Below are 20,989 nucleotides of genomic sequence, written 5' to 3' on the forward strand. Positions count from 1 at the left end.
TTTAAACACCGCATTCTAATCAGTTTTAAAGTGACACAAAAAAGCAACTTCACCATTTCTGATGAAGCTGCCTAAGTAACTATTTATTCGACTAAATTTTAGCCATCCACACAATTTGACGTAGAGCCTAAAAAATACGCAGTCAATCAGAGCTTTTACTTTATTAAAAATAATTTTTGACTGGTGCAAAGGTTTTGCGATGAATCGGACAAGGTCCTAGCTTTTCTAAACCAATTAGATGTTCTTTTGTGCCATAACCAGCGTTATTTTCGAAACCATAACCTGGATAAGTTCGGCCATAATCTTTCATCAAGCGATCACGAGTGACTTTAGCCACAATACTAGCAGCGGCAATTGAGACACTTTTAGCATCGCCTTTGATAATGTTTTCTTGATGAATGGCTACATCATCTAAACTCATAGCATCAATTAATAGACAATCAGGCTGTAAGTCCAAGTTGGCTAACGCTTTTTTCATGGCTAGTTTCGTCGCTTGGTAAATATTTAATTGATCAATTTCCCCTTCTGAAACAACACCAATGCCAACAGCTAAGGCAACATCCATAATTTGCTCATAAAACAAGTCCCGTTTTTTCTCAGAGACTTGCTTAGAATCATTGACTTCAATTAGTTCAACTTCCTCTGGTAAAATCACGGCAGCGGCAATCACCGGTCCAGCTAAAGGGCCACGGCCAACTTCATCAATGCCGGCAATTACGTGATAGCCACTTTGATAAGCTTGACGTTCGTAAGCTTGTCTTTCATAGGCTTCGGCTAACATTAGCGCCGCTTTTTCAAGACGTTTTTGACAACTGAGGATCAGTTTTTGGACACCAATTCGTTCATCAGTCATAAATTTCTGATAAATGGGGTCTTCAAGGTCTTTAACACTTAGTAACTGATCTTTGATCTCACTAATCGGGATATTCTTACTTGTCATTAGTTAATTCCTCAAGCAAATCGTAGCGATCTAACGTATAAGTCCCAACTTTACCAGCACGAATTTCTTGAATGATCATTTGACTGGCCCGATCGTAATCATCTTTGTAGCCTCGTTTTTTAGTAATTAACAATAATTGCTCAACTGTCGTTAACTCCAACTCTTCTTCAGTTAAACTATAGCGGTTTTGTAAATCTTTTTCATAATAACGACCAAAGAAGTCTAATCCGTACATGGCTAAATCATCCATGTGTAGCAAGTTGTCTTTTATCGCCCCAGTTAATGCAAGTTTTCGACCAATTTCTTGATTTTCAAAACGAGGCCATAAAATCCCTGGCGTGTCTAATAACTCTAAATCTTTGCCAGCTTTCAACCATTGTTGGCCTTTCGTGACTCCTGGTTTGTTTCCCGTTTTGGCAACATTTTTTTTGATCAAACGATTCATTAAAGTCGATTTTCCAACGTTAGGAATGCCAATAACCATCGCTCGGATTGCTTGGGGTTTCATCCCTTTGCTAGCTCGACGTTCAATCTTTTCTTTGAGAACTTCTTTACAGGCAGGTACAATTTGATTAATACCTCGTCCTTCTTGAGAGTTGATAATCAAGGCTGCGTGACCTTTAGCTACAAAATAATCACGCCATTTTTGGGTTTCACGTTGATCGGCTAAATCCCCTTTATTTAATAAAATTAAGCGCGGTTTTTGTTGAACAATTTCATCCATCATTGGATTACGACTTGAAATTGGTAAACGAGCATCGACTAATTCGAAAACGATGTCGACATATTTCAATTTTTCTGTTACTTCTCTACGGGCTTTCGCCATGTGTCCTGGAAACCATTGTATCGTCATGTTGTTACACTCCATATCTTCTTAACTGATTATTTAATTCTATTGATTCTATTTAATGGATAGTAAACCATTTGAACTTTACCAATCACATCGTCACTTTTAACTTCACCAAAGGAGCGGCTGTCTTTACTTAAGCGGCGATTATCACCTAAGACAAAATACGCATCTTTTGAAATGTTTTTATTATTCAAGATTTGTTTTGAATCAAAGTTAGTCGTGTATTGATTACTACTTCTTTTAATTTTAGCTTGGCCTAAAAAATCTTCGTCGATAATTTGACTATCGACAAACAGTTCGTCATCAATGTACTGAACGTGTTCCCCAGGCATGCCTATCACTCTTTTGACAAAAATAGTGCCATCTGGTTGCTGAAAAATAATCACATCAAAACGTTTGATCTTTGAAAATTTATCATAAACAATTTGATCCCCTTGTAAAAGGGTTTTCGCCATTGAACTTCCTTCAATTTTCATCGGTATGAAAACAAAGCCGCGGATAATAAAAACTAAAATCCCGGCTAAAACAGCCATTTTAAGCCAATATGCACTTGTTTCCATTATTTTCTTTCCCATAACTTCGCTCCCAATCCCTTTGATTACTCCATCATAATAAAAATTAAAGGAAATTGCTATGTTTAATTTTAGCAAATCCCTGATTTAAGGGACATCACAGACTTCCACAACATCGTTATAACTATTTAGTTAAGACTTTAAGGCCTGCTTCATAAATTAAGTCATTTTTTATAATTTGTTCATACAACGCCATTTCAATGGCAGTTGCAGTCTCTTTATCTAAACTACCTGTCACTTCTAACTTAGCTTTCTCTTGAACTTCTTTAATACTAGCTTCTGTTTGTTCTGAGTAGCTATCTGAGTCTTTAGGGACATCGTAGCCTAAACCATTTAAGATCAAATTAATATTTTTAATTTCTTCCCCGGTATCACCTAACTTAAATGACTGACTGCGATCGATCGGAATCGAATCGTAATAACTTGGGAAATCAACTGTGACTGAAGGTTTTAAGCCTTTCTCATTGACCCACGTGCCTTTTGGCGTTAACCACTTGTTAGTCGTTAACTTCAAGTTGCTATTGTTGCCTAGCGATTGAACATTTTGCATTGTGCCTTTGCCAAAAGTCGTTGCGCCTACGACTTTGATATCTGCTGACTCATTTAAGGCAGCAGCAAAAATCTCTGATGCACTAGCACTGCCTTCATTGACTAAAACAACTGTTGGTTCTGTTACTTTAAAGCCACCATCTAAGTTTTTACTAGCGACTAACTGTTCTTTATTTTCGTTTTTATCTTCAAATTTAACAATTGTTTTGCCGTCTTTTAAAAACATACTAGACATAATAGCCGCCTGATCTAAAAGACCACCTGGGTTTTGCCGCATATCAATAATGAAAGATTTAGCGCCTGCTTTCCGTAAGTCAACAATGGCATCATGGAATTCTTGACTCGTATGTTCAGTAAATGTGGCTACTCGGATATTCCCAACTGTTTTGTCATTTTTATCAATGTTACTAAAGACCGTTTCAATTGGAATCGTGTCTCTTGTTAAAGTGACATCAAAAACTTTGCCATCACGTTCGATCGTTAAGGTCACTTCAGTGCCTTTTTTACCACGAATCTTGGAAACGACTTCGGTTAACTCTTGACCCGCCGTTTCTTTGCCATCCACTTTTAAAATTAAATCATTGGCTTTTAATTTGGCTTTTTCCGCAGGTGAATCTTTGATTGGCGGTTCGGCTATTTTCGGTTGGTCACCATCAACTTGCATTGTTGCGCCAATGCCTTCAAAACTACCGGTAATTGTCTCATTTAAATCTTCCGACTCATCATCGACTAAATAATCTGAGTAAGGGTCATCTAAGGCCGTTGTCATGCCTTTAATCGCACCGTTAATCAACTCATTTTTATCAATATCACCAACGTAATTACTGACGATCGTTTCATAAGTCGCATTAACTTTGGCTAAATCTTCACCATGAGGGTACGTTAATTCGCTTTGTTGACGGGCTCGTTCTTGTTTAATATCCATTAATTTATAAGTTCCACCACTTGCAATAATTGCAACACAAGCTAATGAAATCAAGTGTCTGTTAAAGGGGATGGTGTTCGCTTCTTTATTATCCACTAAAATCACATTCTTTCTTTTTCTTTTCTAAGAGCTTTGCCTTTGCTTAAAAGACCTCTCGATGCAAACTATTCTATTATTTTAGCACATTTCAGTCCTAAAAGATTGTTATTTCCTTGGATAAACAAAGAAAAAAGCTAGGAAGATGAGATCTTCCTAGCTTTAAGATTAATAAATTTATGCTAAAACTGTTGCTGCTCCATTAAAGATAACGCCGTGACGAGGGTCAACGGTAATTAATGTGTCATCAGCGATAATTGTTGTCGCATCTTTCGCACCAACGATTACTGGAATGCCTTTAGCAATTCCAACAACGGCTGCATGTGATGTTAAACCACCATCTTCAACAACTAAAGCTCCAGCTAATTCAATTGCTGGCATGTAATCTTTATCAGTTGTTTTAACAACTAGAATACACCCTTCAACTGCTTTTTTGTTAGCTTCTTCAGCAGAAGTTGCTACAACTGATGTTGCGATTAATGAATCGCGACCAATTCCTTGGCCTTCAAGTAATTTAGAACCAATTAATTGAATTTTCATTAAGTTAGTCGTACCACGCTCACCAACTGGAACACCAGCTGTGATTAGGATTAATTCGCCTTCTTTAGCAAAGCCTTCATTCATAGAAACTTCTGTTGCTAAAGCAAACATATCATCTGTTGATTCAGGTTTTTCAGTAACTGTTGGGAAAACTCCCCATGTCAAAGCTAAACCACGAGCTTTTCTTTCATCAAAAGTAATCGCTACAATATGTGATTTCGGACGGTATTTAGAAATCATGCGGGCAGTGTGACCTGACTCAGTCGCTGCAACGATTGTTTTAATTCCTAAGTTACGAGCAGTATGTCCAACTGATTGACCAATTGCTTCAGTCATGTCGGCTTTACTGTAGGCTTTTAAAGCAAAAGCATCTTGATCGACTAACGCTTCTTCAGTTCTAACAGAAATGCTTGTCATTGTTTGAACGGCTTCAACTGGGTAATCCCCTGCAGCTGTTTCACCTGATAACATAATAGCATCTGTTCCATCGTAGATTGCGTTAGCTACGTCACTTGCTTCAGCACGAGTTGGACGAGGATTTTTTTGCATAGAGTCTAACATTTGTGTCGCTGTAATAACTGGTTTCCCAAGAGCATTACATTTTTTAATCATTAATTTTTGAGCAATCGGCACATCTTCCGTTGGGATTTCAACACCTAAGTCCCCACGAGCAACCATTAAGCCGTCTGAAACTTGTAAGATTTCATCTAAGTTGTCAACACCTTCTTGGTTTTCAATCTTAGAAATAATTTGAATATGAGTCGCGTCACTTTTTTCTAAAATACGAGTAATTTCAAGGACGTCACTTGCACGACGAACGAAACTTGCTGCAATAAAATCAACATCGTTTTGAATTCCGAATTCAATATCAGCCGCATCTTTTTCAGTAATACCTGGTAAGTTAATTGAAGCACCAGGAACGTTAACTCCTTTTTTGCTACCTAGTAACCCTTCGTTTTTAGCGATTGTCACTAATTCGTTAGCTGCTTTGTCGATTTCGACAACTTCTAAATCAATTAAACCATCATCTAAAAGAATATGCGTGCCAATTTCAACATCATTGATTAACTCTTCATAAGAAACAGAGAATTTTTCAGGTGTTCCTTCGATTTCAGTCATTGAAATACGAACGGTTGAATCTTTAACGATTGTAATTTTTTCGCCATTAACCATGTTATGTGTTCTAATTTCTGGTCCTTTTGTATCTAAAAGAATTGCGACACGTTGGCCTGAAATTTTTGAAGCTTCGCGGATATTTTTAATACGGTTACCGTGTTCTTCAAAATCACCATGTGAAAAGTTAAGACGACAAACATTCATTCCTGCATTCATTAAATCTACTAGCATTTCAACAGTCTCACTAGCTGGTCCAATAGTACAAACAATTTTCGTTTTTTTCATTACATAAACGCTCCTATATTCAAATTATTTTAATAAACAAGTCATTAACAAATTAAAAAGAAATCTCTTGATTCAAGGTATAAAGTGACAAATCAGGGTGATGTTTGCCATTTTCTAAAGTATCGACAATATCAGTTGCAACAATTTCATTGTCACGGATCCCGATACATAGTCCACCTTTATTTTCTTTTAGCAATTCAACAGCTTTCCAGCCGAATTTACTTGCTAAAACACGATCGCGCGCCGATGGTGATCCACCACGAACAACGTGACCTAAAACTGATACCCGGGCATGGAAATCGCCATGTTCTGCTAATTTTTCAGCAAATTCATTACCGCCCATGACGCCTTCAGCTAAAACAATTAAACAATGTTTTTTGCCACGGTCGCGACCTTGGGTGATTTTTTTTGCGACAGCTGCCACATCAAAATCGTGCTCAGGAATGATGATGTCATCTGCACCACCAGCTACACCGGCCCAAAGAGCGATGTCCCCAGCATTTCGTCCCATCACTTCAATAATAAATGTCCGGACATGAGATGTTGCTGTGTCACGAATTCTATCCATTGACTCTAAAACAGTATTAATTGCTGTATCAAAACCAATTGTAAAATCAGTCCCAGGAATATCATTATCGATTGTTCCAGGAATTCCGACTGCCGGGAAACCGTGCTTAGTTAAAGCCATGGCGCCATGGTATGATCCATCGCCGCCAATAACGACTAGCCCTTCAATCCCAAATTTCTTAAGTTGTTCGATTCCTTTAAGTTGACCTTCTTGTGTTGCAAATTCAGGATAACGGGCTGAATACAAGAAAGTTCCACCTCGTTGAACTTTATCTCCAACATCAGCAATTTCTAGTTTGCGAATATCTCCGGCAACTAATCCAGCATAGCCATAGTTAATACCATAGACTTCCATGCCATCGTGAATTGCTTTACGGGTTACTGCTCTAATTGCTGCGTTCATGCCAGGTGCATCTCCACCACTTGTTAAAATAGCGATACGTTTCATTCGACTCTCACCTCAATAATTATTTTGACACACATTTAAAGATTTGATAAATGTATATAATACTTAAACCTCGAAACTATTCTACCATTTTTATAATGAAAAGTCTTTGTAAAACAGAAATATTCATGAAAAAAAATGAAAATTCTTAGAAAAGGCACTCTTTTCAGTCTCTTCTATTGAAAAACAACATTTTCCTGTCCTACTAAATAGGATAACTCATTTTGGAGCTCAACGCCATTATTCCCCCAATATTCGTCACTTAACATGATTTTTTGTGCATTATGTTCAAGATAAACAATGACTGGGTAAATTCCTTTATGTTCTGTTAATCGTTCTTTAATTGCCTCAACTTTTTGATCTGGGTCTTTTTCTGTTTTAGCTACTTTAATATAACATATTTTAGAACCAATCGTCTTTTTTAATTGATCAGAACTGATAATATTTTCTCCTAAAACTTGGATTTCTTGATTATAGTTACTTCTTTCAACTTTTCCTTCAATTAAGTAAACAGTATTTTCTTTTAATTCTTTAGCAATTTTTTTATATAATCTTGGAAAGACCGTAATAGTAATTTCAGAAGTATCGTCATTTCCTTCGATAAAGGCCATTTGTTCCCCTTTTTTCGTCCGAATAATCCGGATACTCCGACTATAAATTAGTAAGGTCCCTTTTGTTCCTACTTCTAGTTGATTAACATGCTGAACGTTTTTGACAATTCGGACTGTTTTAAAATCATCAATCGGATGTCCTGACAAATAAGTTCCTAAATACTGCTCTTCTTGATCTAGCTTCTCTTCGATGGAGTAGTCTTCAATCGTTTCTTTTTTTAAACTTAAGATCGATAGTAAGTCCATACTACCGCCACTGTATAAAATATTTTTAATCATGCCGTCTAAATCGACAACTAACTGTTTGCGATTGCCATGTAAATTATCAAAACAACCAATTAAAATTAATGGTAAGATCGTCTCTTCTTTTAACCACTTGCGATCAATTCTCAGTAAAAAATCATCTAATGACTTAAATTTGCCGTTAGCTTTGCGAGTTTCCACAATATTGCTTATAAAGTCTTTACGCATCCCTTTTAAAGAACTAAAGCCGAATAGTATGTGTTGTTTATCTAAGAAAAAGCCGTAGTAACTTTGATTAATGTCCGGGCCTTTAATTTTTAAGTTAAAGCGTTTAGCTTCAACGATGTATTCTTTAATTTTAGGCAAGTTATGGCGAACTGAATTCAATAAAGCAGCAAAAAATGGTGCCGGATAGTGAACTTTTAAATATGCCATTTGATAAGCGATAAAGGCGTAGGCCATGGCATGAGAGCGGTTGAAGCCGTAGTTAGCAAAGCGTTCGATATAGTCGTAAACTTGATTGGCTGTTTCTAGATCGTAGCCTTCTTTTAATGAGCCTTCAACAAAGTGTTGCCGTTGTTCATCTAAAATAACTTTCTCTTTTTTACTAATCGCCCGTCTTAAAATATCTGCTTCCCCATAAGAAAAGCCAGCCATTTTTGAGACCACTTGCATAATCTGTTCTTGATAGACGATAATGCCATAAGTCTTGTCTAAAATTTCTTTCAAGCTGTCATGAGGGTATTCAATGGCAACTTGACCTTTTTTACGTTGAACAAAGAGGTCGATATTATCCATTGGACCTGGTCGATACAAGGCATTGACTGCCGCCACATCTTCAATTGATGTAGGACCTAGTTTCCGCAAGACGTTTTTAATCCCTTGAGATTCGAATTGAAAGATGCCCACTGTTTGAGCCTTGTTAAATAATGCTAAGGTCTTCTCATCATCCATTGGTAATTGATTTAAGATGATTTCTTTTTGATAAATTCGTCTCACTTGCTGCAAGGTGCCGTCTAAAATAGTTAAATTTCTTAAACCTAAGAAATCCATTTTTAGTAAGCCGATTGCTTCAACGTCCCCCATTGCAAATTGAGTTAAAGGAATCTCATTCGAACCTGCTTGCAAGGGCACTAGTTCAGTTAAGTCTACATCACTAATGACAACACCTGCTGCATGAGTGGAAACGTGGCGAGATAGTCCTTCAATCCGTAAAGCCGTGTCAAAGATTAAACGGTTACGTTCTGACTCATTAACTAATTTTTGGAGTTTATTAGATTGTTTCAACCCTTCAGCTAAAGTGATTTTTAAAACGTTTGGCATGGCTGCCGACCATTGATTGGCTTCATTTTGTGACAAGCCAAAGACCCGCGAAACATCTCTTAAAGCCATTTTAGCTGCCATTGTCCCGAAAGTCGCAATTTGCGCCACATGATGGTTGCCGTATTTCTGATTAACATAAGCTAAAACATCGTCTCGTCGGTTATCAGGAATATCTAAATCAATATCTGGCATTGTGTAGCGTTCTTTATTTAAAAAGCGCTCAAATAAGAGCTCATATTCAATTGGATCGACATCAGTAATATTCGTCACGTAGGCTACTAACGAACCAGCTGCTGAGCCCCGACCAGGACCCATCACAATTTTTTCCGCTGCTGTGAAATTCATAACGTCCCAAATAATTAAAAAGTAATCATCAAATCCCATCTCACTAATAACTGACAATTCTAGTTCTAATCGTTCGTAATACCTGCCATCTAAGTTTTTAACCCGTTTCGGTAAATTCTTCTGACAAATTTCACGTAAATAACTTTTAGCTGAATAGCCCTCAGGAACTTCAAAGTGAGGCAACAACGTCTGGTTAAAGCTCATTTCATAAGTACATAAGTCAGTCACTAAAGATAGATTAGCGATGGCTTCCCTGTAATTGTGGGCGTCGTATTTAGTTCTCATGGCTTCAGCCGTAGGCAAATAATACTCGCCACTTTGTTGAATGGCCTCTGGGCTAATCCGAGTCCCTTCATCAATACTTTTTAAAACTTTTAAAGCAAAATCATCACTAGGATTCAAATAACGAACATCTTGTAGCGCCACTGCTGGGATCTGTTGTTCATTTAAAAAACTCAGCCAGCTTTCTTTACGAGGGTTCTCATCATGCAAAGTTAAGCCACCAAATAAACTTTCAGGATCCACTCGGTTCTTTAAGTCTGCCACTAGCTCTTGTAAAGCTGATTCTTTTTGCTCTTGAAACAAGGTTGCGACTTCTGAATCTATATCGGAAAAAATCACGACTAAGTCATTTAACAGCTCTTTAAATTGACTATAATACAATTTATCTTTAGCTGGTAATTCCATCTTCATCGTTGATATTTTAATCAATTGTTGATAACCTTTTTGAGTTTTAGCAAATAAAAGCAAACGAGCTGATTCATCTGATTGAGTTCCTTGATAATAGTCAATAGTGAGACCAATCAAAGGTTTAATCTGATGTTTCTGACACATTTGATAAAATTCTGCCACACCATGCATGACATTTAAATCAGTTATCCCTAAAGCATCATAGCCGTATTCTTTGGCTTTTAAAACAATTTCTCCAATCCTGTTAGTACTTGCTAATAAGGAATAGGAAGTCATCACTTGTAATTGTCCTATCACGGGCACTCCTCCTTCCTTTCATTCATCTCTCTATTTACTATTATAACACGAAAAAAGCGAGAAGGAACTTTATCCAGAGCCTTAACTTAGACTAATATTTCTTTCACTTTTACAAATACTGTGCTAAAATATGCTATGAAGAGAGGTGTAACAGTATGCGTCATATTATTGTGTTACTTTGGGCAATCATTATCGGACAAATCGCTGGCTACTTAGGAGCTGCTTTAAACCATAGCGTCTATAGTTTCCCTGAAGCGTTGATTGGTTCTATCGTTATTGCTTTAATTGTGATTATTATTGGTGAAGTATCTCAACCAAAAGAAAAAAGTCCTAGCAATTAAATAACTCTATTGTAAACAATACGCTGTTTGTATTGTTTTTTTGTATTAAAAAAGCTGAATTCTAGAGCAAGACCAGGGTTTTTGGTCCTTCTTCTGAGAATTCAGCTTTTTATTTTTTATTTAAAACTAATTTTTTTGCCGATTGTTCCTTTGAAATTCATCAAGGAGATACCAATATTTAAGACAATAAAGCCTGAGGTCCCGACAAAGACCCATTGATAACCGTAACCACTAGCAATCATCGACCCGATCATCGGTCCGACTACTTGCCCAAAGTTTTGAGCCATCTGATTGAAACTAAAAATTCGACTAACCCCTTCACGTGGTGTCAATTTACTAATTAAAGAATTAATTGATGGCATTAGTGCCCCTGTTGAAAAGCCCATTAAGAAACGAAGCACGCCTAGTTGAAAAGGCGTTTTAACAAAGGCCATTGGGAAAATACATAGTAAGAAAAAGACTAAGCCCCCTAACAGGACATTTTGATTCCCTACACGATCACCAAGCTTACCGAGAATAGGTGATGAAATAAAGGCTGAGACTCCAGCAACTGAGACAATTAAGCCACTAACAAATAAAATATTCGAGACATTGCCACCTAGCTGACGAATATATAACGTTAAGATCGGGCTAATACTAGTAATGCCGATTTGTAAAATCAAGGTCGTTGCAAACAAGCCAAAGAGCAAGGTCGGTTTGTCGACTTTTTTGAAAAGCTCTTTTGTCGAAATTAAATTTTTCTTCTCAACTGGCGTAAATTCTTCATGGACAAAAAAGATTGTCAAGACGGTGTTAATTAAAAGGACTGTCCCAGTAATTAAAAAGACATTTTTGATGCCAAAAGCTTCTGCCAAGGCCCCGCCCATTAAAGGGCCAATCAAGTTACCCGCCACGGTACCAGTTGCTAACGTCCCTAAAGCCCAACCATTCTTTTCCATCGGGACTTGTGAGGCGATCATCGCCGTGGCATTTGGAATATAGCCTGACAGCACTCCTGTGAAGAAGCGCATAATCAGTAACCATTGAACGTTAGGTACAAAGGCTAAAGCCCCCATCGTTAACGTCATTCCAGCAGCTGCTCTGACCATCATTAATTTGCGACCTTTGCGATCTGCTAAGTTTCCCCAAATTGGGGCGACTAAACCAGCCGCTAAAGCCGTCACACTAATGGATAAGCCTGCATAAAATTCAATTTTATCTTTTGGTGCTCCTAATGTTTCAATATAAACAGGAATAAATGGCATGACTAAACTAAAACTAGCTCCTGTAAAAAAACAGCCTACCCAAGCTATATACATATTTCGTTTCCAATCAACTCGCATTTATTCTCTCCATCTTTCTATTAGTCGTCTTCGACTTATAATTATACATAATTTAAGTATACACTTCTTCTCCTGTAAGTGATGAAAAACACTTGTGAAATTTTCTGACAATAACGATTTGTGCAGTTTGCCGAACATCTTCGTCACTATTGACTTTTTTATCTTTTAAAAGTCAAAGAAGCCTTCCACTCGTATCTTAGATACTTGTGAAAGACTTCTTAAAAAATTCTTGCTATTTCTTAATTTTCTTTACGACGTACCCGATAAACATTTCCTAAAATTACTAGAATCGCAATACCAAGATAGAGATAAGGCGAGCCATTTACAGCTCCCGTTTGCGGTAACTTACCACTGTTTGGTGTTGTCGGTTTACCTGGTTTACCTGGTTTCCCCGGTTCGCCCGGTTTCCCTGGTTTATTTGGTTCTTCAGGTATTTTGCTATTTTCGAAACTAACTTCAACCATCTCTGGTTTACCAACACTGGCTTTAATATCAACTTTTAGTTTCTCAGTTGAAAGCTTGTAACCTGTTGGTGCTTTTGTTTCGACAAAATAGTACGTTCCTTCAGTTAAAGTCTCAACTGCCACTTTACCTGTTTTGTCAGTCACTAACTTATCTGCGACAACTTGCCCTTGGCTATCTTCTAATTTGAATTCAGCCCCTGCTAAAACAGTTTTAGCGTCTTTTTTATCAACTTTAGTCAATTCAACTGACCCTTGGTAGTTAATAAAGTCTGCTAATTCAACAACTTTTGGTTTACCTGAGAATTCAGCTAGTATCTCAAAGTCAACTGTCTCTTTATTTAATAAATAATTCGGTGCAGGAGACGTTTCACTTAAGGTGTATTGACCTGGCGCTAAGCCTTCAAAGGCGACTAAACCAGCTTTATTACTAGTTGCCGTTTTAGTGATTTGACCATCGGCTGAAACAATTTTGAATTGGGCGTCTAACAATTCTTGCCCAGTTTCAGATTTTTTAACAAAACTCATTTCACCTTGGTAATTAATGAAGTCTGCTAATTCAAGAACTTCTGGTTTACCAGAGAATTCAGTCGGAATATTAAATTCAACGACTGTCGTATTTAATAAGTAGCCTGTCCCAGCTTTCGTTTCTGTTAAGCTGTAGTCCCCAGGCGCTAAGTCTTTGACTGTAATTAGACCTTCGTCTTGACTAGTGACTTGTAGACTCTCTTGGCTTGGATCAGTCAGTGATTGAATCGTAAACTCGGCGCCAGCTAAGCCTTCGCCAGCTTCGTTTGTTTTCACTAAGCTAATTTCACCTTGGTAATTAATGAAGTCTGCTAGTTCCACGACTTCTGGTTTACCAACATGGGGCTCAATTGTGAAAGCATAGGCCTGGGTATTTAAGATATGTCCAGTAGCTGCCTTCGTTTCAACTAACACGTAAGAGCCGTCACCAATCCCTTCAAAAAGGAACTCGCCATTTTCAGATGTGATTGGTTTTTCATTAACTGGTGTTTCACTTGGTTTGTTATTTTCGTCTACTGAATAAATATTAAACTCGGCACCGACTAACAGTTTACTTCCTTCATCAGTTTTCTTGAATTTAACACTGCCTTTGTAGTTATTAAACTCGTAGGCATCTTCATTCGTTGGGTCATCAATGTCTTCTTGCGTGACTGTAATAAAGATTGGGTTAGCATTGATGATGTAACCATCTGGTGCTTTTGTTTCAATTAACTTGTATGAACCAACCCCTAGATTGTCAAGGGCTAGGCCACCCGCTTCCGTTGAAACAATGTCGCGAATAAACTTCTCTTCGGGTTCTGTGCCAGTTCCTTCATCACCTTCAATTAATTGATAAAGATCAAACTCAGCACCTGGTAAAAATGTGTCTTCTTGATCCCCATCGGCTTTACTAATGACCGCTCGACCTTTAAAGTTTTGGTAATCGCCAAGGTCAATTGTTTCAACTGCCCCTTCCTGTTCCCCTTTAATTTCAAAGAAACGCGGATAAGCATTTTTAACATATGACGTACCTTCGTCAGCATTTAAAATTGGTGCCTTTGTTTCAATTAACTTGTATCCACCAGGACTTAAATCAGTCACTTTGAGCTTACCTTCGCTGTCTGATTCGAAGACACCTAGTGGGTCGTTATTCCAATGATCACTCACTAGATACAACGTAAACTCTGCCCCTTGAAGTCCCTCATTAGCAGTATTGACTTTAACTAAATTCACACTGCCTTTATAGTTTAAGAAATCACTTAAGACAATTGGGTCAGGTTCCCCAGCTGCTTCTGCTGGAATTGTAAATTCAACAACCTCGGTATTTAAGATATACGCCTTGCCATCTTTATCGACGGGGGCTTTTGTTTCTTTAACCGTGTAATCCCCGGGCGCAAGTCCGCTAACTGCCACTAAACCATCAGCATCACTTGTAACCGTTTGAGTCGTTTTTCCATCGACTGAGCTAATTTCAAACTCAGCATTTGCTAAGTTACCTGCAACATTCCCAAGATTATCGACAGCTTTTTTAACAAAGTTAATCGTTCCTTGGTAATCAAGGAAGTCTTCCAAATTAAGGTTTTCTGGTTGACCGGCTTGGGTTTTTGCAATATCAAAGGTCACTTTATTAGTATTTAATAAATAACCTGCCGGAGCTTTCGTTTCTGTTAATTCATAAGTTCCCGGCGATAAATTAGTTAGCTTAACTTCACCTTCAGCATTTGAGGTAAAGACTGCTGGGTTTGGTTCAACTACTGCTTGACCGAGACCATTTTTAATTCTAACAACTTTAAATTCAGCACCTGCTAAAACTTTGTTTAAATCCTTACCATCTTTTTTGATGAAGCTAGCTGAACCTAAGTAGTTAATAACTGGGCCAACAGTTACTTTAGGGGATTGACCTAATTCGTCAGCAGTCACTTCAAATTCAATTGGTGTTGGATCTAGTAAGTATTCTTGTGGCTTACTCGGAGCAACCATTTCAGTAAAACGATATTTCCCAGGGGTTAAGCCTTTAACTGCTAACTTGCCATCTTCATCTGTAGTCATTCCTTGACCGTTAGGCGTTTGAGACCAAGCACCATTTAAGAAGACTTCTAGTTTAAAAGTCGCTCCGGCTAATTTCGTGCCATCTTGCCCTTCTTTAGTCAATTCTACTTCGGAAGCTTCATTAATAATGTCTAGCAACGCTCCGGCTGCTGAACTATCTTTATTAATTGTGACTTTGCGACCAGTTTTTAAATCTTCCATAATGTTGTGGCCAGTTGGTGCTTTTGTTTCTTTTAAATAGTATTCGCCGTAAGGTAATTTCTTAAAAGCTAAAACGCCGTCAGCGTCAACATCACCTTCACGTAACACTTGTGTTTGCTTTTTATCCCATAATTCAAAACTTGCCCCTGTTAAAACGAGACCATCTTCATCGGTTTTACGAATGGTTAAAGTACCTGTTTCACCGACGGCTGTCCCGCCACCTTCTGAGGCACTAACACCAACTTCTTTGGAAATTTCTTCTTCGATGTCTTCTTTATTTGTACCTGATAGTTTAATTTTATTCGTGGCTGTTTCGCCATTTGGTTTTTCTAACATTAACATTGCTCGATATTCTAAAATATAAGCTTTTTCAATCTTTTCATCAGTAAAGGTCACTGTTAACTCTTGTTCACCTGTGTCTTGATCTGTCACTAGCTTAATAACATACTTACTTGGGTCTAATTCCTCACCTTTAGAAATTTTCCCTTTTTCAGTCACAATTGTTTCATAGAGTTTGATTGAACTTTCATCAATGGATTGATTCGCTGAAGGATTATCAGTAATAACCGCATCATAGACTGTTGATTGACTTGGGTTAACTGTCGCATTCCAATGTAAGTAACCATCTTTTTCTTGCGACCCTGTTTTTTGGATCAAACTGCCACCATTAGCAATCGAAACGTCCCCTTGGATTGAAAAATCACCATCAACTTTCGAGGCACTGACTGTTGCTTTATTATGGTAAGTATTACTAGCTAAAATAACTTCTCCGTCTAAACTTGTTTTAAAAGTAAAGAGTAGTTGGTCTTTCGTACCAACCTTATTAATATCAATTGTTAAGACTTGACCGTTAGTCGCATCTGGTTCTTGAATTTTGTACTTCGTCTCAAATTCTGAAGGCAAGACTTCCTCACCTTTAACAATTTCGCCATTACTTGGATTAATCGTGTATTTAAAGGCCTGTAAACTACCAGTAACATACTTTTGATTTGAAGTAATCGGATCAGTAATTGTTACTTGTCCTAAATCTTGAGCATTGTAGTTAATAGATAAAGTCCAAGTGACTTCTTTAGTCAGAGCATTATAGTCCCCAGATTTCTTACCATCTTCACTATCTTCAGCCTTAGGCTCGTACTCGTCATGATCCTTCGAGGTCAAAGAAGAACCATCTTTGTTCGTCCATGTCGACGTCACATCGTTAGTGAAAACTTCTAAATCTGCTTCATTTAAAGCCGCAGTATCAAATTTAGTATCATATAGTATTTTGAATTTATTTGATGTTTGAGCATACTCACCAATAAAGGCGATATCGATCGTACCAGCTTCTTCATCATAAACAAAAGTATAATCAACATCTTTTTCTAAGACTTTATTTTCTGTTAAATCTTGAATCACAAATTTTCGGCCATCTGGATAAGATAAAGTTAATCCAGGACTCATTGTGTCTTTCATTGACCAATTATTTAATTCATAACCGTTTTGGTTGATTAAAATTTCCCAGTTAATGACTTTACTGGCATGATTGACATTCACTAAGTTTTTAATTAAACCTTGTTGCGTGGCGCCACCATGTGATCCCCCTTGGTTACCATTACCATCAATGACTTTGTTGCCATAATCTTGATTACCAGTGACTTCTTCATCAATTTGTGTTTCGTAGTGAACATTGACAGCGTAGTCAACCTTACCAACGAATTGAATTATGAAGCCATCCCCATCAGGATTAGGCGTTAACGTATAATCTTGACCTTCAACTAAAGCTGCACCTTCAATTGGTAGTCCTTGTTCATCAAAAGATACTCGATTAAGGACCATAGTTTCATCTAATAAAATCATTTTACTAGTAAACGTATCTTCAATTGTTGCATTTTCTTCAAGAATATTATTCTCTGTGTAGTTGTACTTAATTGTCCATTTCATTGTTTGAGTTTTCGGATCGTAGCCGGCATTGACTTTATCTAAACTTTTATTATATTTAGAAGTAATCGTGCTACTAGCTGGAATTTCTTCTGTCAACTCGTCAGACTTAATCGTTACCGTATTTTTGTATGCCACTTCGCCACCTTCTGGTCCAGGCTTACTATCAGGATTAATATTAGTTGTGTACTCAATCCGGTAAGCATCTTTAATTTCACCAATAAAGGTCACATTGCCATTACTGTCGACTGTGTAATCTTTCCCTTCCTCCATAGGTTCTTTTTCTCCAGGAATGATAACACCATTGAAATCAACTTTGACTTTATAAACTGCCACACTTTCATATTCAGTTCCTTCTGGGAAACTTTCAGTAACAACCGCATTGGTTAATTTTTCTAAGCCAACGTTGATGTCAACTTCCCAAATTAATTGATTTGGATTAACTTGTTTGTCTGGATGACCAGTCTTTCTAATTGTTTCTTCCGTTTTAGGTTTAACATTAATTGGCAACCCTTCATTTTCTTCTAAGAATGGAATGTCAATTGTATTGTCGCCAGGTCCCGGCATGTTGCCTTGTGCCAGTGTTCCACCAACATTTACGACACCGCTAATATTGGATTCCTCTTTCACTTTATCATTAAACGTAATAGTCATTTTACCGTCAGTCTCAATCCGGCCTGTGCCATAGACACCATGCTCGCCAACTAATTCAAAATCGATCGGCGTCTTAATTGATATTTCAGCAGGCAATTGAACTTCATAAAAGTCACCGTCTTGCATTTGTTCCCGCACGTCTTCAGGAATGTTGTAGTTAAAATTTAAGTAGACCATCTCGCCAATGTGAGCTGAGGGGTCCTTAATTTCCACGGCGCCTTCGCCAAGTTTATCGACCCATATGGCACTTGTAAATAGATTACTTTGACCACTTGCACTACTTGCAAAAAAATCTGCCACATTTTGTGGTCCTCTTTTAGCGGCTGCTTTTGCCGGTGCTTTAGTTGGTGCTTTGCTTTGACTTGTTTCAGTTTCTTTTGTTTCAGACTCTGTTGTTGCCGATTCCTCTGTTTCGGTGACTTGACTTGACTCATCACTTTCTGCAGTCTGAGAACTGGCCGATGTTCCTGTTTCTAATATATTTTCTGAACTATCTGTCGTTGGTGAGTCTGCCAGAGTAATTGCCGAGGGTACTGAACCAAATTCGCCATTCACGCTAATCGATTGCTGCAGCGTCTCAGTATCAAGGATTTTACCTTGGAAATTTATTTCAAAATCACCATTTACTTCTGGGTTTAGTGTCACGGAAACCCTTGCGCCACTTGAACTAAATTGACCGATCACACCAGAATCACTTGTGACTTGGCCATTAGTCCCTGCAACAGCTGTAGCACCGACTAAATTAATTGTTCGTGTTACTTTACTACTCGTTGTTGCGGTACCTTTAAGTTTAATCGGTACGACTTCATCCTTTATTACTGCGCCATCATTGACACTTAGTTGCGTAATTGCAAAACTGTCTGAATTATTGCTAAGGCTCTCAGCAACTGCAACTAATGGAGAAAAATACTGAAATAACAAAATTACAAGTGAAACTACTGTCCATCTCTTTTTCATCTTACAAACCCCATTTCTAATAGTTATAGTCTTATAAATAACGCGTGTAACAAAACGCCTAAGCACTTGTGATAAGGCTTTCACTACTCGCTAGCCGTTCGTTTGATTAAAGTTTAACGAACAACTTAAGGCAAGTATATCATACAGAATTGTTTAATATAAAGTATTTACACTCAAAATACACACTTTCGGAATTAACGTAGCTTTCATGACAAATAAACCTTTTAAAAACAGGGTGTCGTGAACATAGAAATTAAAAATGACAATAAAATAACGACTGTATTTAACTTTCCTTACTTCTTCTTCACTACTTTCTCATCAACAAAAAAAGCCGAGACCAAGGGTCATCAGCTTTTTACGATAATTACTTTTAAAAAAACTTCCTGATTCATCTTTTTTTCTTTCAAAAAAGAGGTGAAGCAGCTTTGTTTTCATTTAACCCCTTAAGCCTTCTTCCCCTTAGACCTTAATGTTTTTAAGCTGGGACTATCGAATAATTCGCATATGGTATGAATCAAACTTACGCTTGAAATTTCTAAACTGTTTCATGTCTTGCTCGCCTTCTGCATGATAACCAATACTAGATAGGACTGTGACATAGTTGTTGATCAGTTCTTCTGAGCGAACAAAATCTTTTTTAGTATAAACATAGTAAGCTTCGCACAAAGTAATTTTAAGTCCAAAATAAATACTTTCCTTACGTCTTGGCAAAGACTGTAACTTTACAAACCATAAATTACCTTCTTGATAGTCAGCCTCTTCGTAACAGAGTAAAATATAGTCACTTAAAAAGCTAGTCATTCGTTCATAGTAATTAGGGAAATCACGATAATTAAGAAGTTCTTGATGGGCTTTCTTAAAAAGCTCTTTTCGAATAGCCGGTTTTAAAATAGGATACATCAAATTGATACAAGTCACATCATCTAAGGTCCATAATTTTTTCCTTAAAAAGTAGTTCTCCACATAACTGATTTCTTCTTTATTTAAGGCCTGGGCTAAATTTTCCGTGGTCACTTGATAGTAGGTCGCTAAACCACGGGCTAAATAAGCAACCACTCGATTAAACACCCGCTTACTATTAACTTCTTGATCGTAGACATTAAGTAGTTTCCGCTCATTGCTACTACTGACTCCTTCGGTAAATTCTGTCCAAAAGTTTTTTTCGACTACTAATTGATAATTTTGATGAATAAAATGAAATTCATCTACTGTTATATTTAAACTGTTTAAGACTGTTAGAAAAGTATCATATTGTAACATCACTTCGCCTTTTTCAAAGCGAATAGCGAAACTTTTAGCTACGACCCCATCATAGATTTCCTTTTGTAAAAAGCCTTTTTCTTGGCGAATGGTTCTAATTGTTTCCCCGTACCCTTTCACTTTCAGCACTCCTTTATTTTAACTGTCTAAAGTATACCAAAAATCTCTAAATAACGGAACAAGTAAATGTCCTATAATTAGGACTTCTTTAATAACCTTGATTTAACAGCGTTGTAAAACTAGAAACACTTTTAAAAATCAGAACAACCCTTGCCGCCTCGGAGTGAAGTCCACTATTGTAGACTTTTATTCTGCAATGTTTTTGAAACAAGTCACAACGTGGTCGTTGACAATTCCAACTGCTTGTAAAAAAGAATAGACCGTTGTTGGACCTAAAAATTTAAAGCCCCGCTTTTTTAAATCTTTACTAATTGCTTCTGAAAGGGGGCTCGTACTAGGAACGTGACTAATGTCTAACCACTGAGTATTAATCACTTGATTTTCAGTAAAGTGCCAGATGTAGCTGGTGAAGCTGCCCCATTCTTTTTGAATGGCTAAAAATTGTTGGGCATTAGTGATCGTGGCTTTAATTTTTAGTTTATGACGGATCACCCCAGGGTCATTTAGTAAGTCAGTCACTTTTTGTTCATCAAATACGGCTACTTTTTCTGGCGTAAATTCTTCGTAAGCAGCTCTAAGAGTGCTTCGTTTACTTAAAATCGTGGCCCAACTCAAACCTGATTGCATACTTTCCAAAACAAGGACTTCAAATAAAAGGTGATCTTCTTTAACAGGAATTCCCCATTCTTCATCATGGTACTTTTGTTCATTAAGACTAACATTAGCCCAACTACAACGTTCAATTTTAGTCATTTATCCTCCTCCTAATTTCAGAAAAAGAGAACCAAAGCAAGGTCCTCTTTGGT

12 protein-coding genes are annotated in these 20,989 nt (G+C 37.4%); 1 reads left to right on the forward strand and 11 read right to left on the reverse strand.

All coding sequences use genetic code 11. The features are described from left to right. Positions 1–163 precede the first annotated feature (163 nt). From CBF35_RS12580 to dnaE, 7 genes are all read right to left on the reverse strand, one after another. Positions 164–940 (reverse strand): ribonuclease HII, encoded by a 777-nt coding sequence (locus tag CBF35_RS12580; protein WP_126781745.1) that lies wholly within the window; start codon positions 938–940, stop codon positions 164–166. Continuing rightward, entirely contained in the window at positions 930–1,793 is an 864-nt protein-coding gene (gene ylqF, locus CBF35_RS12585; protein WP_126781748.1) for a ribosome biogenesis GTPase YlqF, read from the reverse strand. Before ylqF ends, CBF35_RS12580 begins: the two co-directional genes overlap by 11 nt. A gap of 29 nt (positions 1,794–1,822) precedes the next feature. Continuing rightward, complete coding sequence (lepB, locus tag CBF35_RS12590) at positions 1,823–2,365, reverse strand: signal peptidase I (RefSeq protein WP_126781750.1); 543 nt, start codon at positions 2,363–2,365, stop codon at positions 1,823–1,825. A gap of 121 nt (positions 2,366–2,486) precedes the next feature. After that, positions 2,487–3,932: a S41 family peptidase gene (locus tag CBF35_RS12595; protein WP_244922602.1), complete on the reverse strand. Its 1,446-nt coding sequence runs from the start codon at positions 3,930–3,932 to the stop codon at positions 2,487–2,489. 177 nt (positions 3,933–4,109) lie between these two features. Continuing rightward, entirely contained in the window at positions 4,110–5,873 is a 1,764-nt protein-coding gene (gene pyk, locus CBF35_RS12600) for a pyruvate kinase (protein ID WP_126781752.1), read from the reverse strand. A gap of 52 nt (positions 5,874–5,925) precedes the next feature. Continuing rightward, positions 5,926–6,888, reverse strand: coding sequence for a 6-phosphofructokinase (gene pfkA, locus CBF35_RS12605; RefSeq protein WP_126781753.1), 963 nt, complete (start codon positions 6,886–6,888; stop codon positions 5,926–5,928). Between the two features lie 173 nt (positions 6,889–7,061). Next, complete coding sequence (dnaE, locus tag CBF35_RS12610; protein WP_126781836.1) at positions 7,062–10,373, reverse strand: DNA polymerase III subunit alpha; 3,312 nt, start codon at positions 10,371–10,373, stop codon at positions 7,062–7,064. Positions 10,374–10,549: 176 nt separating this feature from the next. On the opposite strand from dnaE, the gene CBF35_RS12615 reads away from it, so the two are divergent. Beyond that, complete coding sequence (locus tag CBF35_RS12615) at positions 10,550–10,735, forward strand: DUF2929 family protein (protein ID WP_126781755.1); 186 nt, start codon at positions 10,550–10,552, stop codon at positions 10,733–10,735. 116 nt (positions 10,736–10,851) lie between these two features. Here CBF35_RS12615 and CBF35_RS12620 read toward each other — a convergent pair whose 3' ends face one another. The 4 genes from CBF35_RS12620 to CBF35_RS12635 form a co-directional block, all read right to left on the reverse strand. Continuing rightward, positions 10,852–12,057, reverse strand: a complete 1,206-nt coding sequence (locus tag CBF35_RS12620) for a multidrug efflux MFS transporter (protein WP_126781757.1) — start codon at positions 12,055–12,057, stop codon at positions 10,852–10,854. Between the two features lie 239 nt (positions 12,058–12,296). Continuing rightward, the gene (locus tag CBF35_RS12625) at positions 12,297–18,803 is read right to left on the reverse strand and encodes a SpaA isopeptide-forming pilin-related protein (protein ID WP_126781759.1); all 6,507 of its coding nucleotides are present in this window, start codon (positions 18,801–18,803) and stop codon (positions 12,297–12,299) included. Positions 18,804–19,289: 486 nt separating this feature from the next. Next, positions 19,290–20,183, reverse strand: coding sequence for an Rgg/GadR/MutR family transcriptional regulator (locus CBF35_RS12630; protein WP_126781762.1), 894 nt, complete (start codon positions 20,181–20,183; stop codon positions 19,290–19,292). A gap of 186 nt (positions 20,184–20,369) precedes the next feature. After that, entirely contained in the window at positions 20,370–20,927 is a 558-nt protein-coding gene (locus CBF35_RS12635) for a DNA-3-methyladenine glycosylase I (RefSeq protein WP_126781838.1), read from the reverse strand. Positions 20,928–20,989 lie beyond the last annotated feature (62 nt).

It is taken from the genome of Vagococcus salmoninarum (assembly GCF_003987495.1).
GTDB lineage: Bacteria > Bacillota > Bacilli > Lactobacillales > Vagococcaceae > Vagococcus_D > Vagococcus_D salmoninarum.